The organism is Brachymonas moutaii (nom. illeg.) (genome assembly GCF_049977365.1).
Lineage (GTDB): Bacteria > Pseudomonadota > Gammaproteobacteria > Burkholderiales > Burkholderiaceae_C > Brachymonas.
This window is the reverse complement of the sequence record NZ_JBNGEN010000002.1, coordinates 1-15,627: the sequence shown is the minus strand read 5'-3', so window position 1 is coordinate 15,627 and position 15,627 is coordinate 1. Positions and strand designations below refer to the sequence as shown.

General features: G+C 64.0%; 16 protein-coding genes. 10 read left to right on the top strand and 6 right to left on the bottom strand.

The genetic code is table 11. The features are described 5' to 3' along the window. The first annotated feature begins 11 nt into the window (after positions 1-11). Complete coding sequence (locus ACP2WS_RS03805; protein ID WP_426459598.1) at positions 12-605, top strand: class I SAM-dependent methyltransferase; 594 nt, start codon at positions 12-14, stop codon at positions 603-605. 211 nt (positions 606-816) lie between these two features. Beyond that, entirely contained in the window at positions 817-1,791 is a 975-nt protein-coding gene (locus tag ACP2WS_RS03800) for a DMT family transporter (protein WP_426459597.1), read from the top strand. Positions 1,792-1,845: 54 nt separating this feature from the next. On the opposite strand, the gene rraA is transcribed toward ACP2WS_RS03800, so the two are convergent. After that, a complete protein-coding gene (rraA, locus tag ACP2WS_RS03795; protein ID WP_426459596.1) occupies positions 1,846-2,346 on the bottom strand; it encodes a ribonuclease E activity regulator RraA in 501 nt (166 codons plus the stop codon). Positions 2,347-2,669: 323 nt separating this feature from the next. Here rraA and ACP2WS_RS03790 point away from each other — a divergent pair, with 323 nt between their 5' ends. Next, positions 2,670-2,972, top strand: coding sequence for an SWIB/MDM2 domain-containing protein (locus ACP2WS_RS03790; protein ID WP_374493011.1), 303 nt, complete (start codon positions 2,670-2,672; stop codon positions 2,970-2,972). 301 nt (positions 2,973-3,273) lie between these two features. On the opposite strand, the gene ACP2WS_RS03785 is transcribed toward ACP2WS_RS03790, so the two are convergent. Further along, positions 3,274-3,900, bottom strand: a complete 627-nt coding sequence (locus tag ACP2WS_RS03785) for a Spy/CpxP family protein refolding chaperone (protein ID WP_374493009.1) — start codon at positions 3,898-3,900, stop codon at positions 3,274-3,276. A 143-nt stretch (positions 3,901-4,043) separates the two neighbouring features. Beyond that, on the bottom strand, positions 4,044-5,126 hold the full coding sequence (gene hisC, locus ACP2WS_RS03780; RefSeq protein ID WP_426459595.1) for a histidinol-phosphate transaminase: 1,083 nt from the start codon (positions 5,124-5,126) through the stop codon (positions 4,044-4,046). Between the two features lie 401 nt (positions 5,127-5,527). Here hisC and hisB point away from each other — a divergent pair, with 401 nt between their 5' ends. The 6 genes from hisB (at position 5,528) to ACP2WS_RS03750 (ending at position 11,679) form a co-directional block, all read left to right on the top strand. Continuing rightward, entirely contained in the window at positions 5,528-6,127 is a 600-nt protein-coding gene (gene hisB / locus ACP2WS_RS03775) for an imidazoleglycerol-phosphate dehydratase HisB (protein WP_374493005.1), read from the top strand. Beyond that, positions 6,127-6,774, top strand: coding sequence for an imidazole glycerol phosphate synthase subunit HisH (gene hisH / locus ACP2WS_RS03770; RefSeq protein ID WP_374493004.1), 648 nt, complete (start codon positions 6,127-6,129; stop codon positions 6,772-6,774). The genes hisB and hisH overlap by 1 nt, the downstream gene beginning before the upstream one ends. A 67-nt stretch (positions 6,775-6,841) precedes the next feature. After that, positions 6,842-7,591: a 1-(5-phosphoribosyl)-5-[(5-phosphoribosylamino)methylideneamino]imidazole-4-carboxamide isomerase gene (gene hisA, locus ACP2WS_RS03765; protein ID WP_374493003.1), complete on the top strand. Its 750-nt coding sequence runs from the start codon at positions 6,842-6,844 to the stop codon at positions 7,589-7,591. A 14-nt stretch (positions 7,592-7,605) separates the two neighbouring features. Then, positions 7,606-8,490, top strand: coding sequence for a D-hexose-6-phosphate mutarotase (locus ACP2WS_RS03760; protein ID WP_426459594.1), 885 nt, complete (start codon positions 7,606-7,608; stop codon positions 8,488-8,490). A 156-nt stretch (positions 8,491-8,646) separates the two neighbouring features. Continuing rightward, positions 8,647-11,169, top strand: coding sequence for an ABC transporter permease (locus ACP2WS_RS03755; protein ID WP_426459772.1), 2,523 nt, complete (start codon positions 8,647-8,649; stop codon positions 11,167-11,169). 48 nt (positions 11,170-11,217) lie between these two features. Next, entirely contained in the window at positions 11,218-11,679 is a 462-nt protein-coding gene (locus tag ACP2WS_RS03750) for a group II truncated hemoglobin (protein WP_426459592.1), read from the top strand. Between the two features lie 36 nt (positions 11,680-11,715). Here ACP2WS_RS03750 and ACP2WS_RS03745 read toward each other — a convergent pair whose 3' ends face one another. Together ACP2WS_RS03745 and ACP2WS_RS03740 are read right to left on the bottom strand one after the other, a co-directional pair. Further along, positions 11,716-12,399: a Smr/MutS family protein gene (locus ACP2WS_RS03745; protein WP_426459591.1), complete on the bottom strand. Its 684-nt coding sequence runs from the start codon at positions 12,397-12,399 to the stop codon at positions 11,716-11,718. Positions 12,400-12,417: 18 nt separating this feature from the next. Next, positions 12,418-12,831, bottom strand: a complete 414-nt coding sequence (locus ACP2WS_RS03740) for an RNA-binding S4 domain-containing protein (RefSeq protein ID WP_426459590.1) — start codon at positions 12,829-12,831, stop codon at positions 12,418-12,420. Between the two features lie 282 nt (positions 12,832-13,113). Between ACP2WS_RS03740 and ACP2WS_RS03735 the strand changes: the two genes are divergently transcribed. Further along, positions 13,114-14,235 (top strand): patatin-like phospholipase family protein, encoded by a 1,122-nt coding sequence (locus tag ACP2WS_RS03735; protein ID WP_426459589.1) that lies wholly within the window; start codon positions 13,114-13,116, stop codon positions 14,233-14,235. Positions 14,236-14,321: 86 nt separating this feature from the next. On the opposite strand, the gene ppsR is transcribed toward ACP2WS_RS03735, so the two are convergent. Beyond that, complete coding sequence (ppsR, locus tag ACP2WS_RS03730; RefSeq protein ID WP_426459588.1) at positions 14,322-15,152, bottom strand: posphoenolpyruvate synthetase regulatory kinase/phosphorylase PpsR; 831 nt, start codon at positions 15,150-15,152, stop codon at positions 14,322-14,324. Positions 15,153-15,627 lie beyond the last annotated feature (475 nt).

Below are 15,627 nucleotides of genomic sequence, written 5' to 3'. Positions count from 1 at the left end.
CCGATCCTGCCATGCCTTCGGCCCTGCAGTCCCCCTCGTGGAGCGACGCACCGTCATCGTGGATCTGCCGCTTTGCCGCCTCTCTCGCACCCGGGGCTTCGGTGCTGGATGTGGCCTGCGGGACGGGGCGGCACATGGCCTGGCTGGCGGCCCGCGGCTGCCGGGTGACCGGCGTGGATCGTGATGCTTCAGTCCTGGCCCAGGCGGCGCATCATGGCTCCGTCGTGCAGGCCGATCTCGAAGACGGCAGCCCATGGCCCCTGACAGGGCAGGTTTACGATGCAGTGCTGGTCACGCATTACCTGTGGCGGCCGCTGTTTCCGCATCTGCTGGCCTCGGTGCGTCCGGGAGGCATGCTGCTGTACGAAACCTTTGCGGCCGGGCATGGCCGGATCGGTCGTCCTGCCCGTCCTGAGTTCCTGCTGCGCCCGGGCGAGCTCTTGCAGATGCTGGCGGGGGAGGCGCAGCACTGGCGCGTGCTGGCCTACGAGGACGGTCTGGAGCCCGAAGGCCGGCGCGTCATGCAGCGCCTGGCCGCACGACGCATGCCGGCTGGGATCGAACCTGCCGATCTCCCGCTGGAGCTGATGCGCCTTCCGGCCTGATGCGCCGAGCCAGCCTCCCGGGGCTGCACAGAGTCTCCGTGGCCCTGTGGGAATATGTTCCTGCCAGCCCTCGGCAAGGGGGCAGACATTCCCGATCACAGCAGGGGGAAGCGCCGGATCGATGACAATCCGCTGCAGGGTTCCCCCCTGTATGCACATCGCGCAGGACCGTGGAGCCATCGGTTCCCTTCCTGTCTCCTGTCCGTGAGCCATGTCCGAGTCTTCTTCCTCCCTGACGGCGGCAGCATTGCCGTCCCGCCCCCTGGCCTATGGGGCACTTGCCCTGAGCATGACGCTGGTGGGATGCTATGTGGCGCTGTCCAAGCCGCTGGTGGCGGTGTTTCCGGTATTCCTGCTCGCCTGGCTGCGCTTCGGCATCGGTGGCGTCGCCATGGTGGGCTGGCTGCGCAGGCCGCCTGATGAACCGCCCCAGACAGGCCGCACCCGCCTGCTCCTGTTTCTTGAAGCCTTTATCGGCAACTTTCTGTTCACCCTGCTCGTGATGGCGGGCATGCACCTGAGCTCGGCCGTCTCGGCCAGCGTCATCATGGCCTGCATTCCGGCCGTGGTGGCTCTGCTGGGACGGGTGTTCCTGGGGGAGCGGCTCACGCCGCGCATCCTGGCCTCCATCGTGTGTGCCGTGGCCGGAGTGTCGCTGCTGGCCCTGTCCCGACCGCACGGCGCTGCAGCGGCAGCCATTCCCGCTGCCGACAAGGCCTGGCTGGGGCAATTGCTCCTCATGGGGGCCGTGTGCTGCGAAGCGGCCTACTCGGTGATCGGAAAATGCCTCACATCCAGCCTCTCCGCACGGCGCATTACCAGCATCGTCAATCTCTGGGGACTGGTGCTGGCCACGCCGCTCGGACTGTATGCTGCCAGCCGGTTCGGGTTCGCCGCCGTGTCGTGGCAGCTCTGGGCACTGCTGGTTTTCTATGCCCTGGCTGCCTGTGTCTGGTCGATCAGCCTGTGGATGACGGGGCTCCGTGTGGTGCCCGCTTCGCAGGCAGGCGTCTTTACTGTGTTTCTGCCTGCAGGCACGGCACTCACTGGCGTGCTCGTGCTCGGTGAGCGGCTTGCCGGCATGCAGCTGCTTGCCCTGGGGCTGGCTGTGGCGGGAGTGCTGATCGCCACTTCGCCCCTGCCCGGACGCAGGATGGACCGTCAGGACGGGGACATCTCCACCTGACGGCAACTCTGTGCGTCCTGTGTGGGGCAGGGCAGGTTCCAGATGGCGCTGCCGTTATGCCAGAGGTGTATCGCTGACCACCATGCCGTCTGCGTCGGCATACAGCCAGCTGCCGGGGCGGACCAGTACCCCCTGCACATGCACCGGCACATCCACCAGACCAGCGTGGTTCTTGCGCGGCGGCATGGGCATGCTGCCCAGTGCGCGGATGCCTACCGGCAGGGGGGCAAGCTCGGCCACATCGCGCACGCAGCCATCCACCACCACACCGGCCCAATGGTTGCGGGCAGCCAGCTGGCCGATGTTGCCTCCTACCAGTGCGGTACGCAGCGATCCGCCTCCGGCCACCACCAGCACACGGCCGTGGCCCTCGGTTTCCAGCACGGCGCGCACGGACGTATTGTCCTCGTAGCAGCGAACGGTCACCACCTGCCCGCAAAAAGGAGCAGGGCTGCCGAAATCGCGGAACACGGGAGGCAGCACGACAAAGTCGGGCGTGACGGTGTCACGGTGCGGATCGCACAGGTCGCAGGTGGAGAAGGAGGAGGTGGACATGGAAGCACTCGCAAAGGGATGGAAAACGGGGGACGGCACGATCCTTTCCCGGGGAAGGGCAGAATCCGTGTCTGCATGCGGAGGACTATACTGCCCCCATGGGTATGCAGGAGAGAGTCAGCCCCGGCAGGCAGGAGCACAATGTCCTGCCGGAACCTGGACGCCGCCGGATGCACGCACTGCCCGCAAGCCTGCAAATTTTCACAATCTGCACAGGCACAAGCATCCAATCGACCGGGAATCTCCTTTAGGATACCTTACTGGTGGCAATCCACGATGTAGTGGAAATTGCCTTTGTGTGTCACCGAAAGAAAGACAGTACCATGGCAACTGCAAAAAAACCTGCCGCGACCAAAGCCGCCCCCGCTCCCAAGAAGCGTGAGCCGAACGCAGCTTTCATGAAACCCCTGACGCCCAGCGCAGAGCTGGCAGCGGTGGTCGGCAGCAAGCCCTTGCCCCGCACCGAAGTCATCAAGAAGCTGTGGGACTACATCAAGGCACAGAAGCTGCAGGACGAAAACAACAAGCGCAACATCAATGCCGATGCCAAGCTCGCCGCCGTCTTCGGCAAGAAGCAGGTCACCATGTTCGAAATGGCAGGCCTCATCGGCAAGCATCTGAGCTGAGTCAGAACATACGCACGCACGGGGTTGTCCGTGCGCAGCATGCACAGGAAACCGGCTTCATCCCAAGCCGGTTTTTTGTTGTGGGCTGTCGGTGGGGCGTCGCTGGGAGAGGAGCCTCTCTCGCTGCATGTCAAACTCCTGTCGGCGGTTCAAGTTCGCATGCACAGATGCCAAAAGCAAAAGGCGCCATTCCCTGAAGGAATGGCGCCTTTGCAACTTCGCAGCGTTCCCCCCTTTTGGGGAGGCGACGGAAAGGACTGCGCTGTTCACCGGATCTGGTGAAGATCCGGTGCAATGCGCTTTACTGCGCTGCAGGAGGCGGCATCATGCCGGCAGAAGCAGGCGGCACGGGCGGCATGCCGCGACCTCGCCATTCTCCACGACCCTGCGGCCCGCGTGCACCATCGTGGCGTGCATACATGGCATCGAAGGTCTTGCGCTGTTCGGGCGAAAGAGCCGCACGCAGCTTGCGGGATGCCGCTGCCACGCTGTCCATCTGCTTGGCGTGCTCACGCATCTGAGCCGCATGGAATTCCAGCCGCTGGTCAGGCGTCATGGCTTGCATCTGCTTGAAGCGGGCATCACGGTCTTCCGGCGACATCATGGGACGATCCTGCTGCATGCGCTCACGGGCATGCACATAGGCCATCCAGTGGGATTTCTGTGCGGGAGTGATCTTGAGCGCTTCAGCTTCATGCTGCATGCGTTCGGCAAACAGGGCCTTGCGCTGTTCTGCTGTCAGAGGCGCATGGCGTGGACCTCCGCGACGTCCTTCCATCATGGGGCCACGGCCCATGCCAGGACCCCAGGGAGGTACAGAAGCGCTGGCGGGAGCAGCTCCCGTCGCGGCAGCAGGTGTCTGAGCCTGACTGCCGAAAGCCAGAGAGGCACCCACGGCAGCAAGGGCAAGTGCGAATTTCATTTGCATGGAAAGGTCTCCTTGAAAAGCGACGTTATCTGTTTTGGTAGATTCAGATGATCGGGGCTTGGTTCCCAGTATGCATGTTTCATTTTGTAAGCGCCGTGCCTTTCCGTGGTGCACACACGGAAAGGCCGGCATGGGGCATGGGTTCAGGGGCGGGTGCCCAGAATCTCGCGCAGGGCGGCCAGCAGCGTTTCGCACTGTGCATCGGTGCCGATCGAGATGCGCAGGAACGCATGAATGCGCGGCTTCTGGAATTGACGCACGATGATGGCACGCGTGCGCAGCGCGGCAGCCAGCTCGGCACCTTCATGGTCCGGGTGGCGGGCGAAGATGAAGTTGGCTGCCGAAGGCAGAACTTCGAAGCCCAGGGCTTCCAGTCCGGCCACAAGACGCTCGCGGGAGGCGATGATCCGCTGGCAGCAGCTCTGGAAGTGGGTTTCGTCCTGCAGGGATGCCACGGCACCGGCCAGGGCCAGCCGGTCGAGCGGGTAGGAGTTGAAGCTGTTCTTGATGCGCTCGATGCCCTCGATGAGTCCGGCATCCCCCAGCGCATAGCCTACGCGCAGGCCGGCCAGCGAGCGGCTCTTGCTGTAGGTGTGCACCACGAGCACATTGGGGTAGCGGTCGATGAGCGTGACGGCGCTCTCGCCCCCGAAATCGACATAGGCTTCGTCGATCACCACCACCGCATCCGGGTTGCCGGCCACGATGCGCTCCACTTCGGCCAGCGGCAGCGGGCGGCCTGTGGGGGCATTGGGGTTGGCAAACACGATGGCGCCGGCGCGCTCGCCGTCGCGGGGCAGATAGTCGTCGGCGCGGATCGAGAAGTCATCGGCCAGCGGAATTAGGCGGCTGGCGATGCCATACAGGCCACAGTAGGTGGGGTAGAAGCTGTAGCTGATGTCGGGCATCCACAGCGGGAGGTCGTGCTTCAGCAGGGCCATGAACACATGGGCCAGCACCTCGTCCGAGCCGTTGCCCACAAAGACCTGGGCCGGCGTGAGCCCAAAGCGCTGTGCCAGCGCCGAGCGGAGCAGGTCGGCATTCGGGTCGGGATACAGGCGCAGGCTGTCTGCGGCGGCGTTGCGAATGGCGGCCAGCGCCAGGGGGGACGGACCGTAGGGGTTCTCGTTGGTGTTGAGTTTGACCAGGTTGTCCAGCTTGGGCTGTTCGCCCGGGACGTAGGGACTCAGAGTGCGGACCAGGGGGCTCCAGTAGCGATTGCTCATGACGCGGCTTTCGGAAAGGCATGTCGATCTGGCTGCGGGGCGCAGATCGCAGGGAAAATGCGGCCTCCCTGCTGTCGTGGCGCCGGGGTGCGTCGCGCAGCAGGCGCATTCCATCGGCTGGCAGCGCTCCTCTGCCGGGCATGGGGCAGGAAAGGGCGGGAGCTGTCAATTGTGCCTCAGGCATCGCTCCGCTGCATGCCGGGGCGTGCAGCGGAGCGGCTCCATGGGGGGCGCTGCAGAAAATCCCAGGAACAAGTCGGTTCATGGGGAAAGGCAATGCGATAATTTTTCTACAATGCGCCTTTGTCAGCCCGCATGCGCGACCTTGCCGGAAGTCTTTCGGTCTTCGGGGTATCCGCGCGCGGACATGCCGCAAGGGCTGAATCGGAACCATCGAAGCCATGACCATAGTTGCCCGCATCGCCGAGGTATCGCGTACCACTGCCGAAACCGACATTTCGGTCTCTCTCAACCTGGACGGCAGCGGCCAGGCCAGCCTGCACAGCGGCATCGGCTTTCTGGACCACATGCTGGACCAGATTGCCCGTCACGGACTGATCGACCTCGACATCCAGTGCCGTGGTGATCTGCATATCGACGGCCACCATACGGTCGAAGACATCGGCATCACCCTCGGCCAGGCCGTGCGTCTTGCCGTGGGCGACAAGAAGGGCATCCGCCGTTATGGCCATGCCTATGTGCCGCTCGACGAAGCCCTGAGCAGGGTGGTGGTGGACTTTTCCGGCCGGCCGGGGCTCACCTTCGAGGTGCCATTCACGGCGGGGGCCATCGGAGCCCTCGACACACAGCTGGTGTATGAGTTCTTCCAGGGCTTTGTCAACCATGCGGGCGTCACACTGCACATCGACAATCTGCGTGGAGTCAACGCGCACCACCAGTGTGAAACGGTGTTCAAGGCCTTTGGCCGTGCCCTGCGCATGGCCCTGGAGCTCGATCCCCGTGCCGCCGGCATGATTCCCTCCACGAAAGGCAGCCTCTGATGTCCAAATCCCGTGTGGCCGTCGTCGATTACGGAATGGGCAATCTGCGCTCGGTGGCTCAGGCGCTCGTGCATGTGGCCTCCGACCAGCATGAGGTGGTCATTGCCCACGATCCTGACACCATCCGTTCGGCCGAGCGGGTGGTGCTGCCCGGACAGGGGGCCATGCGCGACTGCATGCGCCACCTTGCCGGCAGCGGCATGATGGAGGCGGTGCTGGAAGCCGCTGCCAGCAAGCCGCTGTTTGGTGTGTGTGTGGGCATGCAGATGCTGCTGACCCGCAGCGAAGAAGGGGATACCCCCTCGCTCGACCTCATTCCGGGGCAGGTGCGGCGCTTTCACCTCGAAGGGCGCCTGCAGCCCGACGGCAGCCGCTTCAAGGTGCCGCAGATGGGGTGGAACCAGGTTTCCATCACCCGTTCGCATCCGGTGTGGGCCGGCATTCCGGACCAGAGCTGGTTCTACTTCCTGCATAGCTACTACGCGCAGCCGCTCGATGCCGCGCACAGCGTCGGTGAAGCGGACTATGGCGCTCGTTACACGGCTGCCATCGCACGGGACAATATCTTCGCCACGCAGTTCCACCCCGAAAAGAGTGCGGACTGGGGTTTGGCGCTGTATCGCAATTTCCTTTCGTGGAAGCCCTGATTCCTGCTGCATGCTCCGGGCTGCCGTCTTTTTCCATCCCTCCCTCTGATTTTCGAGATCCATTGCCATGCTGCTGATTCCAGCCATCGACCTCAAGGACGGTCAATGCGTGCGCCTTCAACAGGGCGACATGAACCGCGTCACCACGTTCAACACCGACCCCGTGGAGCAGGCACTGCACTGGCTCGAACAGGGTGCACGCCGCCTGCATCTGGTGGATCTCAACGGCGCCTTTGCGGGCAAGCCCCGCAATCTGGGCGTGGTCAAGGAGATCCTGCAGGAGATCGACGGCGAGATTCCGGTACAGCTCGGCGGGGGCATCCGTGATCTCGACACCATCGAGCGTTACATCGACGCTGGCCTGCGCTACGTCATCATCGGCACGGCCGCCGTCAAGAACCCGGGCTTTCTGGCTGATGCCTGCAGCGCCTTCGGGGGGCACATCATCGTGGGGCTCGACGCCAAGGACGGCAAGGTGGCCACCGACGGCTGGAGCAAGCTCACCGGCCATGAGGTGACCACGCTGGCACGCAAGTACGAGGATCTCGGCGTCGAAAGCATCATCTACACCGACATCGGCCGTGACGGCATGCTCAGCGGCATCAACATCGAGGCCACGGTGCGGCTGGCACAGGCTTCCAGCATCCCGGTGATTGCCTCCGGGGGGCTGAGCAACATGGACGACATCGAGCACCTCTGCGAGGTGGAGGACGAGGGCGTCATTGGCGTCATCGCGGGCCGTGCCATCTACAGCGGAGATCTGGACTTTGCCGCCGCTCAGGTGCGGGCCGACGAGCTGGGCCAGCCGGCTGACTGACTGATGGACCGAGCATGACGCAGCCGACGGCTTTTCCTGCAGCAGCCTCTCCGACGGGGATGGTGCACCTGCAGGCGGAGGACGGCAGCCAGGCCATCGTGTCGCTGCTCGGTGGACAGGTGGTGTCCTGGCATGCAGCCGATGGACGCGAGCGGCTGTATCTGAGTCCCCGAGCCCTGTGGGATGGCAGCGCCTCCATTCGCGGGGGCATTCCGGTGTGCTGGCCACAGTTCAACCGGCGGGGCCCCCTGGCCAAGCATGGGTTTGCGCGCATGTGCCGCTGGCGGGTAGCTGCCCAGGGCACTGGCACAGCCCGGCTGGTGCTGACGCAGGAGGATGTGACTGCGCACTGGCTCTGCGACGATGCGGGAGAAGTGGTCTGGAACCATCCGTTCAGGCTGGAGCTCGATGTCGTTCTGCAGCCGGGGGCATTATCCGTGACTCTGTCCGTGCACAACACGGGAAGCGCATCCTGGGCTTTCACCACGGCCCTGCACAGCTATCTGGCCGTGCAGGATCTGGCAGCCCTGCGTCTGCAGGGCGCCGATGGCGTCCGCTACTGGGACGCGGTGGCCGGAGCAGACCCGGCGCATCCGGTTCAGCAGGGAGACATCGTCTTTGGCCAGGAGGTGGACCGCGTCTATCCGGCTCCGGCTGCATGGCGCCTGCAGGAGCCGGCCGCTGTGCTCGACATTCACCAGTCGCCTTCCATGACGGAGTCCGTGGTCTGGAATCCCGGCCCGACGCTGGGAGCTGCGTTGGCCGATCTGCCGCCCCATGGATATGCGCAGTTCGTGTGTGTGGAAGCAGCACACATCGATGACGAGATCACTGTGCCTCCCGGGGGATGCTGGCAGGGGGGACAGGTTCTGTCCGTTGCGCCTTCGGAGGAAGCCTGATCTGCAGGGGACTCCTGTGCAGCGCCTGTGCGCGGCAGTTTCCAGAGTCCCCTGGGCAGCGATGGCAGGGGGCACCCAGTATGATCCGGACATGAGCGAGGGGTCTTGCAACAGGGGACGGCGGCGGTGATTTCTTCCTGGAAACTCGGATGGCGCATGCTGTGGCGCGATGTGCGCGCAGGGGAACTGCGCCTGCTCGGCTTTGCCGTGATGCTGGCGGTGGCTGCACTGTCGGCAGTGGCCTTTTTCTCGGCACGGCTGCAGGGGGGGCTGGAGCGCGATGCCGCTCAGCTGCTGGGGGGAGACATCGTGCTGAGCAGCGATCTTCCCACCCCGGTCGAATTCACCGTCAGGGCGGCCTCGCTGGGGCTCACCACGACCAGCACCCAGACCTTTCCCACCATGGCTCGCAGTGCCCAGGGGCAGGGGGGAGAGGGCAGACTGGTCATGCTCAAGGCTGTAGCCGCAGGCTATCCGCTGCGGGGGCTCGTGCGGGTGGCTGACCAGGGCGGAATCGATCCGGCGGGGCAACAGTCGCTGCGCGGCCCTCCTGCTCCGGGCGAAGTGTGGGTGGAGAATGCGCTGCTCGATACCCTTGGGCTGCATGTGGGGCAGACGCTGCTGCTGGGCGATGAGAGTTTTCGCATTGCCAAGGTGCTGGTACAGGAACCAGACCGGGGCAACAGTCTGGTCAACTTTGCCCCCCGTGTACTGATGAATCTGTCCGACCTGCCGGCGACCGGTCTGGTGCAGCCTGCCAGCCGGGTGCATTACCGGCTGGCCATGACGGGCACCCCTGCCGCTGTGCAGCGGTATCTGCAATGGGCGCGCACCGAGGTGCAGCGACTGCATGTGCGGGGCCTCACGATCGACACCCTGGATGCCGGCAACCCCCAGATGCAGAAGACGCTGGGTCGGGCAGAGAGCTTCCTGAATCTGGTGGCGCTGCTGGCGGCCTTTCTCAGTGCCGTGGCCGTGGCCCTCGCAGCGCGTGGATTTGCTTCCCGGCATCTGGATGACTGCGCACTGCTGCGCGTGCTGGGTATGGGACAGCGCACCATCGCCTGGGCCTATGCCATCGAATTCCTGCTTCTGGGGCTCGCGGGCAGTCTGGTGGGCCTCGCGGTGGGTTATGGGGCGCACTACGGGTTCGTCGAACTGCTCGGCGGACTGGTGCAGGGAGGATTGCCCCAGCCGGGCCTGCAGCCCGTGGGATTTGGACTGGGCGTGGGCATGCTGCTGCTGGCGACCTTCGGGCTGCCGCCCGTGCTGCAGCTGGCCGGCACACCGCCCATGCGGGTGATTCGGCGCGAGGCCATGCCCCTGCGGGTCGGTGCGGTCGTGACCATCGTGGCGGGGCTGGCGGGATTCGCCGGGCTGCTGCTGGCTGCCAGCCACGATCTCAGGCTCGGCAGCATTGCTGTCGGGGGCTTCGCTCTGGCGACCGTGGTGTTTCTGGCGCTGGCCCGGCTCATGCTGGCCCTGCTGCGAGCCATCACCCAGGGACGACAGGGCGGAATGTGGCCGCGCTGGCTGGTGCTGGCGATACGGCAGCTCACGGCACGCCCTCTCGTGGCGGCCGTGCAGATCGGCAGTCTGGCCGTGGGCATGCTGGCACTCCTGCTGCTGTTTCTGCTGCGTACCGACCTGGTGCAGAGCTGGCGTCAGGCATCTCCCGTCGATGCGCCCAACCGGTTCGTCATCAACATCCTGCCTGACCAGGCCCATGCCTTCCAGACGCTGCTGCGGGAGGCCGGAGTGCGGCGCTATGACTGGTATCCCATGGTGCGGGGCCGGCTCGTGGCCGTCAATGGTCGGGATATCCAGCCTGACAGCTACCAGGACGAGCAGGCCCGCCGTCTGGTGGATCGGGAGTTCAACCTGAGCTTCAGTGTGCAGCCGCCGTCGTATTCACCAGTCGAGCAGGGCAGCTGGCGCAGTGGAGATTCCCGGGCCATCAGCATGGAGGCCGGCATCATGAAGACGCTGGGCCTGCATGTGGGCGATCGCCTGCGCTTCGACATGGGAGGGGTGCTGCGCGAGAGCACTGTCACCTCGGTGCGCAAGGTGGACTGGAGCTCCATGCATGTGAATTTCTTTGCCATGTACCCGGTGGCCGGCCTCGGCGATGAGGTAGGCGTCACCTGGATCACGGCCTACCGCAGCCCACCGAATGACAGCAGGGGCGCAAGTCTCGATCGGCGTGTGCTGCAGACCTTTCCCAATGTGACCCAGATCGACATGACCAGTGCTATCACGCAGATCCAGCAGGTGCTCAATCAGGTCATCGGGGCGGTGGAGCTGCTGTTTTCGTTTGGGTTGGTGGCCGGTCTGGTCGTGCTGTTCGCCACGCTCAACGCCACGCGGGAGAGCCGGGCGCGCGACCTTGCGCTCATGCGGGCACTGGGAGCCGGTTCTGGCCTGCTGGCCCGCATGCAGGCTGCAGAGCTTCTGCTCGTGGGGGCCGTGGCTGGCAGCCTGGCAGGGCTGGTGGCGCTGGGACTGGCCTGGGTGCTGGCACGGCAGGTCTTCGATTTTGCATGGCTTCCTGCCTGGTGGATTGTTCCGGCAGGGGCGTTCGCCGGAGCCCTGCTGGCCTGGCTGGCAGGGTGGTGGAGTTTGCGGGAGCTGCTCCGGCAGCCGGTGGTTCAGACCCTGCGCGCGATGACGGCAGAATAGTTTATCATTTTATATTTTGTATCCTCGCGTGCAAGGAGAGCTGCAGCCATGACCGATTCCATGACCCCAGAACGTTCCACCTCGTCCACCACGGCTCCGCACGGTTCTGCCGGGCAGGAGGAAGTGCAGGACAAGCAGGTGACGGTGTTCGATCTGCTGGGCGGCGAGCCCGGCATTCAGCGCATGGTGGATCGCTTCTACGATCTGATGGATCTTGAGCCTGTCTACACTGAATTGCGCGCGGCCCACGGCCCGGAGCTCGATCGCGCCCGGCAGCATCTGTTCTGGTTCCTGTGCGGATGGACAGGGGGGCCCGATCACTTTGTCGAGCGCTTCGGCCATCCTCGGCTCAAGGCGCGCCACATGCCCTTTTCCATCGGCATCAAGGAGCGGGACCAGTGGGTGGCCTGCATGGATCAGGCGATGTCCGAAGAGGGCGTGCCAGACGCTCTGATCGAGCGACTCAACCAGAGCTTCATGCAGACTGCGGACTGGATGCGCAACCGCTGAATCGGACCTGGGCAGCGGTGGTGCAGGAAGAGCACCTCAGGCACGCCGGCCGCGCGAAGCCGGTGCGAGCAGCACCACGAGGGCACCCGCACCGCCTTCGGTGGGGCGGGCCTGCACGAAGGCCAGCACTTCCTTCTTCTGGATCAGCCAGCCATACACCTTGTTCTTGAGAACGGGGGTCTTGCCCGGCGAGCCCAGTCCCTTGCCAGTGATGACCCGTACGCAGCGCAGGCCACGGCGCTGGCATTCACGCACGTAGCACCCCAGCGCCTCGCGCGCATCGTCGCGCCGCAGACCATGCAGATCGAGCTGGTGCTGGATGCTCCAGTGCCCCTGCCGCAACTTGCGCACCACATCCATCCCGATGCCGGGCTGACGGTAGCTCAGGCTTTCGTCTGTTTCGAGCAGGGTGCTGAAATCGAACGCGTCGCTCAATGCTTCGCGCAGCACGGCTTCCTGGTCGCGCTCGCGCTGCAGGGGGCGAGGCAGCACCGGGGCAGGCGCCAGCATCACCCGTGACTGATGGGCCCCGGCCAATGGACGGACCTTGCCCACGGCATGTGCAAACACATGGCGTGCGGTTTCGGTTTTCTCGGCCAGTTCCCGGGCAGCGCGCAGGCGGGCCTGTTCGTCGGCACGTGCCTGGGCCAGAGCCTGCTTGAGGTGGCGCAGGTCCTGCAGGGAGCGGGCCAGGGGAGGCGGCAGGGGCTTGGCGGACATGGTGGAGCACCCTCGGCGTCAGTCCGGCAGGCTGGCGCTCCAGCGCGAGCCCCAGTCGCCGGAGTCCTCGCGTGCCTGTTCGAGCAGGCGGCGGTCGCGCTTGGTGGGGCGGCCGTGCGCAATGGCCTGAGCCGGTTCGGGGGCCATGCGGTTGCGTTCGGCAATCGACTGGCGCAGCGCTACGCTTTCTTCGGTTTCCCGGTACAGCTGCTGCGCCACCGGTGCCGGTCCCCGTTGGGGTGACAGACCTTCCACCACCACCGTGCGGGGCATCTGGCCCTGCCGCATGGCAATGCGATCCCCGACCCGGATCTCGCGGGCAGGCTTGCAGTCGATTCCGTTGACCTGCACGCGTCCCTTCTGGATCTCGTCGACTGCCAGGGCTCGTGTCTTGAAAAAGCGCGCGGCCCATAGCCATTTGTCAATGCGCATGCGCGCATCGGAGGAGGTGGGAGTGTCTGAAGACCGTATTGTCATCATGGAATTGGGATTCGAGAATCTGGCACTTTCTGTCGGACGGACACGACAGGGCAGACGGCACATTCCCTCTGTCAAAACGGAAATGCGTCACGCCTGAAGTATAAATTTGCCTGTCCCGTCACACCATGTCACGGACAGCAACCTGTCGATTCGCTTACCATATGGCCTCGATGCTGCACTGCAGCATAAATGGAATGCCCATGACCACATGGGCGCACTTCAGGAGCAATGTTCATGAACCACAGCCAGAATACCAAGTCCGGAACCGAGCCGGCGGCACCTGCGCAGGCGGCATTGCCTGCTCCTGCGCCACGCAAGCGCGTCAATCTGGCCCTGCAGGGTGGGGGCTCGCACGGGGCCTTCACCTGGGGTGTGCTCGACGCGCTTCTCGAAGACGGAAGACTCGACATCAACGGCATCAGCGGTGCCAGTGCCGGTGCCGTCAACACGGTGGCCGTGGCACACGGGCTGGCGCTTGCACAGCGCGACGGTGGTGATGGCTATGCCCTGGCTCGCGACAAGCTCTCGTCGATCTGGCATGGCGTGATGGCGGCCGGCACTCTCAATTCGCTCAACGAGAACCTGGCGAGCATGCTGCCGTATTATTCGCTCCTGCCCAACCCGATGCGCATTGCCAGCACGGTGCTGAGGCAGTGGACCTCGCCCTACAACCTCAATCCGCTCGACCTCAATCCGCTGCGCAGCATGCTCAAGCGGGAAATCGATTTCGATGCCATCGCTGCGCTCAAGGGGCATCCGCTGTTCATTTCAGCCACGCACGTCAATTCGGGCAAGGCTGAAATCTTCACCGGCAAGGAGGTCACTCTGCAGGCCGTCATGGCTTCGGCCTGTCTGCCGCAGATTTTCCAGGCGGTCGAGATCCATGGCAAGGCGTACTGGGATGGGGGGTATGTGGCCAATCCGCCGCTCACGCCGCTGATTTCCCTGTGCGATACGCCCGATATCCTGCTGGTGCAGATCAATCCGCTCGTCCGCGAAGGGGTGCCCACGACCCAGTCCGAGATCAGCGACCGCATCAACGAGATCGGTTTCAACTCCAACCTGCTGTCCCAGATGCAGGTGATCGGCCTCATCAACCGCCTCATCGAGGAGGGCAAGCTGCATGAGCCCGACTTCAAGCAGGTACGCATGCACCGCATCGACGGAGGTGACATGCTCAAGGACATGTCTGCAGCCAGCCGGGTTTCCACGGATGCCGGCATGATCGAGCAGCTCTTCGAGCATGGCCGTCGTCAGGCCAAGCGCTGGCTGTCGCGCAACTTTGCAGCCGTGGGCGAACGCAGCAGCGTGAATCTGCGCAAGGACTATGCAGACGACATGGTGATCAACGCCTGAAGCCCGTCGGGGAGGAACGCACTGCAGGAGACGGCGCCAGGCCGGCTGCCTGGCTGGGTCGACGCTGGCGCCGGCACCACATGGGGTCAGTTCAGCTTCTCGGGCTTGATCTCCTGCAGGATCGTGGCCGAGATTTCCTCGATGGACTTGTGGGTGGTGGAGAGCCAGCGCACGCCCGAGCGTCGCATCATCGATTCGGCAGCTGCCACTTCCTTGCGGCAGTTCTCCAGGCTGGCGTAATGGGAATGCGGCCGGCGTTCGTTGCGGATCTGGCTCAGGCGGGCGGGATCAATGGTGAGTCCGAACAGCTTGTGCTTGTAGGGCACCAGAGCCGGAGGCAGCTGCATGCGCTCGAAGTCCTCGGGAATGAGCGGGTAGTTCGATACCTTGAGCCCATGCTGCATGGCCAGATACAGCGAGGTGGGCGTCTTGCCGCTGCGGCTCACACCAATCAGGATCACATCCGACTGCGCCAGATCGCGGTTGGTCTGGCCGTCGTCGTGCGACAGGCTGTAGTTGATGGCCTCGATCCGGTCGGCATAGGCCTTGTTCTGGCTGATGTCCGAGTAGCGGCCCACCCGGTGGTGTGACTTGATCCCCAGCTCCTTTTCGAGTGGATTGAGGAACATCGCAAACATGTCCAGCACGAGCGCATGGGCCTTCTCGTTGATGACGCGGCCGATTTCCAGATTGACCAGCGTGGAAAACACGATGGGACGGTCTGCCCCGTTGGCCGAGATGCGGTTGATCTCGTCGATCAGCTCCTCGGCCTTCTGCAGGTCGTTGACAAAGGGCTTGCGGACCCGCTTGATCGTGAGATCGAACTGGGCCAGGATGGAATTGCCGAAGGTTTCGGCAGTGGTGCCGGTGCTGTCGGACACGAAAAACACGGTGCGCACAAGGCCGGTGGACTGCATGGAAGACTCGTCTGGACAGGAAAGAGGAAAACGAAGGGATCGAATCAGCAAGTGTAGAGCCTGCGAAGGCCTCCGGCAGGGCTACCGGAATGTCAAATGCTGCGGGGGAGTGCAGTTCGGCTATTCACCAAGTCGAGGTCAGGGAATCCCGCATCCAGGCTGCATAGGCGGATAGACCGTCACAGTTCGGGCAGCACGGTCATACGTCGCCTTAGACATTGAATGAGAAGCAATTTCTTTTATTGCCAGGTACATGTTGGTAATAAAAGTGCATTTCTTATATGTACTTACTTACTAAGTAGTATCATTCGGTGGGTTTCATGCTGCACTCATGACCTAGACACGCCAGTCACAGTGGCATGAACACGGCTGCAACCACCTTCATAGTTATCAGTCGCAGGCGTGTTCCATTTTATGGCTCTGCCACGCACACCCACTTGGAAACGGCAAGTTCTCTGCTTCCATCTCGCGTCGA

Excerpts from the sequence above, each read along its gene's own strand:
- ACP2WS_RS03805 (WP_426459598.1), top strand. The coding sequence starts at position 12 with ATGCCTTCGGCCCTGCAGTCCCCCTCGTGGAGCGACGCACCGTCATCG.
- ACP2WS_RS03800 (WP_426459597.1), top strand. The coding sequence starts at position 817 with ATGTCCGAGTCTTCTTCCTCCCTGACGGCGGCAGCATTGCCGTCCCGC.
- rraA (WP_426459596.1), bottom strand. The coding sequence starts at position 2,346 with ATGTCCACCTCCTCCTTCTCCACCTGCGACCTGTGCGATCCGCACCGT.
- ACP2WS_RS03790 (WP_374493011.1), top strand. The coding sequence starts at position 2,670 with ATGGCAACTGCAAAAAAACCTGCCGCGACCAAAGCCGCCCCCGCTCCC.
- ACP2WS_RS03785 (WP_374493009.1), bottom strand. The coding sequence starts at position 3,900 with ATGCAAATGAAATTCGCACTTGCCCTTGCTGCCGTGGGTGCCTCTCTG.
- hisC (WP_426459595.1), bottom strand. The coding sequence starts at position 5,126 with ATGAGCAATCGCTACTGGAGCCCCCTGGTCCGCACTCTGAGTCCCTAC.
- hisB (WP_374493005.1), top strand. The coding sequence starts at position 5,528 with ATGACCATAGTTGCCCGCATCGCCGAGGTATCGCGTACCACTGCCGAA.
- hisH (WP_374493004.1), top strand. The coding sequence starts at position 6,127 with ATGTCCAAATCCCGTGTGGCCGTCGTCGATTACGGAATGGGCAATCTG.
- hisA (WP_374493003.1), top strand. The coding sequence starts at position 6,842 with ATGCTGCTGATTCCAGCCATCGACCTCAAGGACGGTCAATGCGTGCGC.
- ACP2WS_RS03760 (WP_426459594.1), top strand. The coding sequence starts at position 7,606 with ATGACGCAGCCGACGGCTTTTCCTGCAGCAGCCTCTCCGACGGGGATG.
- ACP2WS_RS03755 (WP_426459772.1), top strand. The coding sequence starts at position 8,647 with ATGCTGTGGCGCGATGTGCGCGCAGGGGAACTGCGCCTGCTCGGCTTT.
- ACP2WS_RS03750 (WP_426459592.1), top strand. The coding sequence starts at position 11,218 with ATGACCGATTCCATGACCCCAGAACGTTCCACCTCGTCCACCACGGCT.
- ACP2WS_RS03745 (WP_426459591.1), bottom strand. The coding sequence starts at position 12,399 with ATGTCCGCCAAGCCCCTGCCGCCTCCCCTGGCCCGCTCCCTGCAGGAC.
- ACP2WS_RS03740 (WP_426459590.1), bottom strand. The coding sequence starts at position 12,831 with ATGCGCATTGACAAATGGCTATGGGCCGCGCGCTTTTTCAAGACACGA.
- ACP2WS_RS03735 (WP_426459589.1), top strand. The coding sequence starts at position 13,114 with ATGAACCACAGCCAGAATACCAAGTCCGGAACCGAGCCGGCGGCACCT.
- ppsR (WP_426459588.1), bottom strand. The coding sequence starts at position 15,152 with ATGCAGTCCACCGGCCTTGTGCGCACCGTGTTTTTCGTGTCCGACAGC.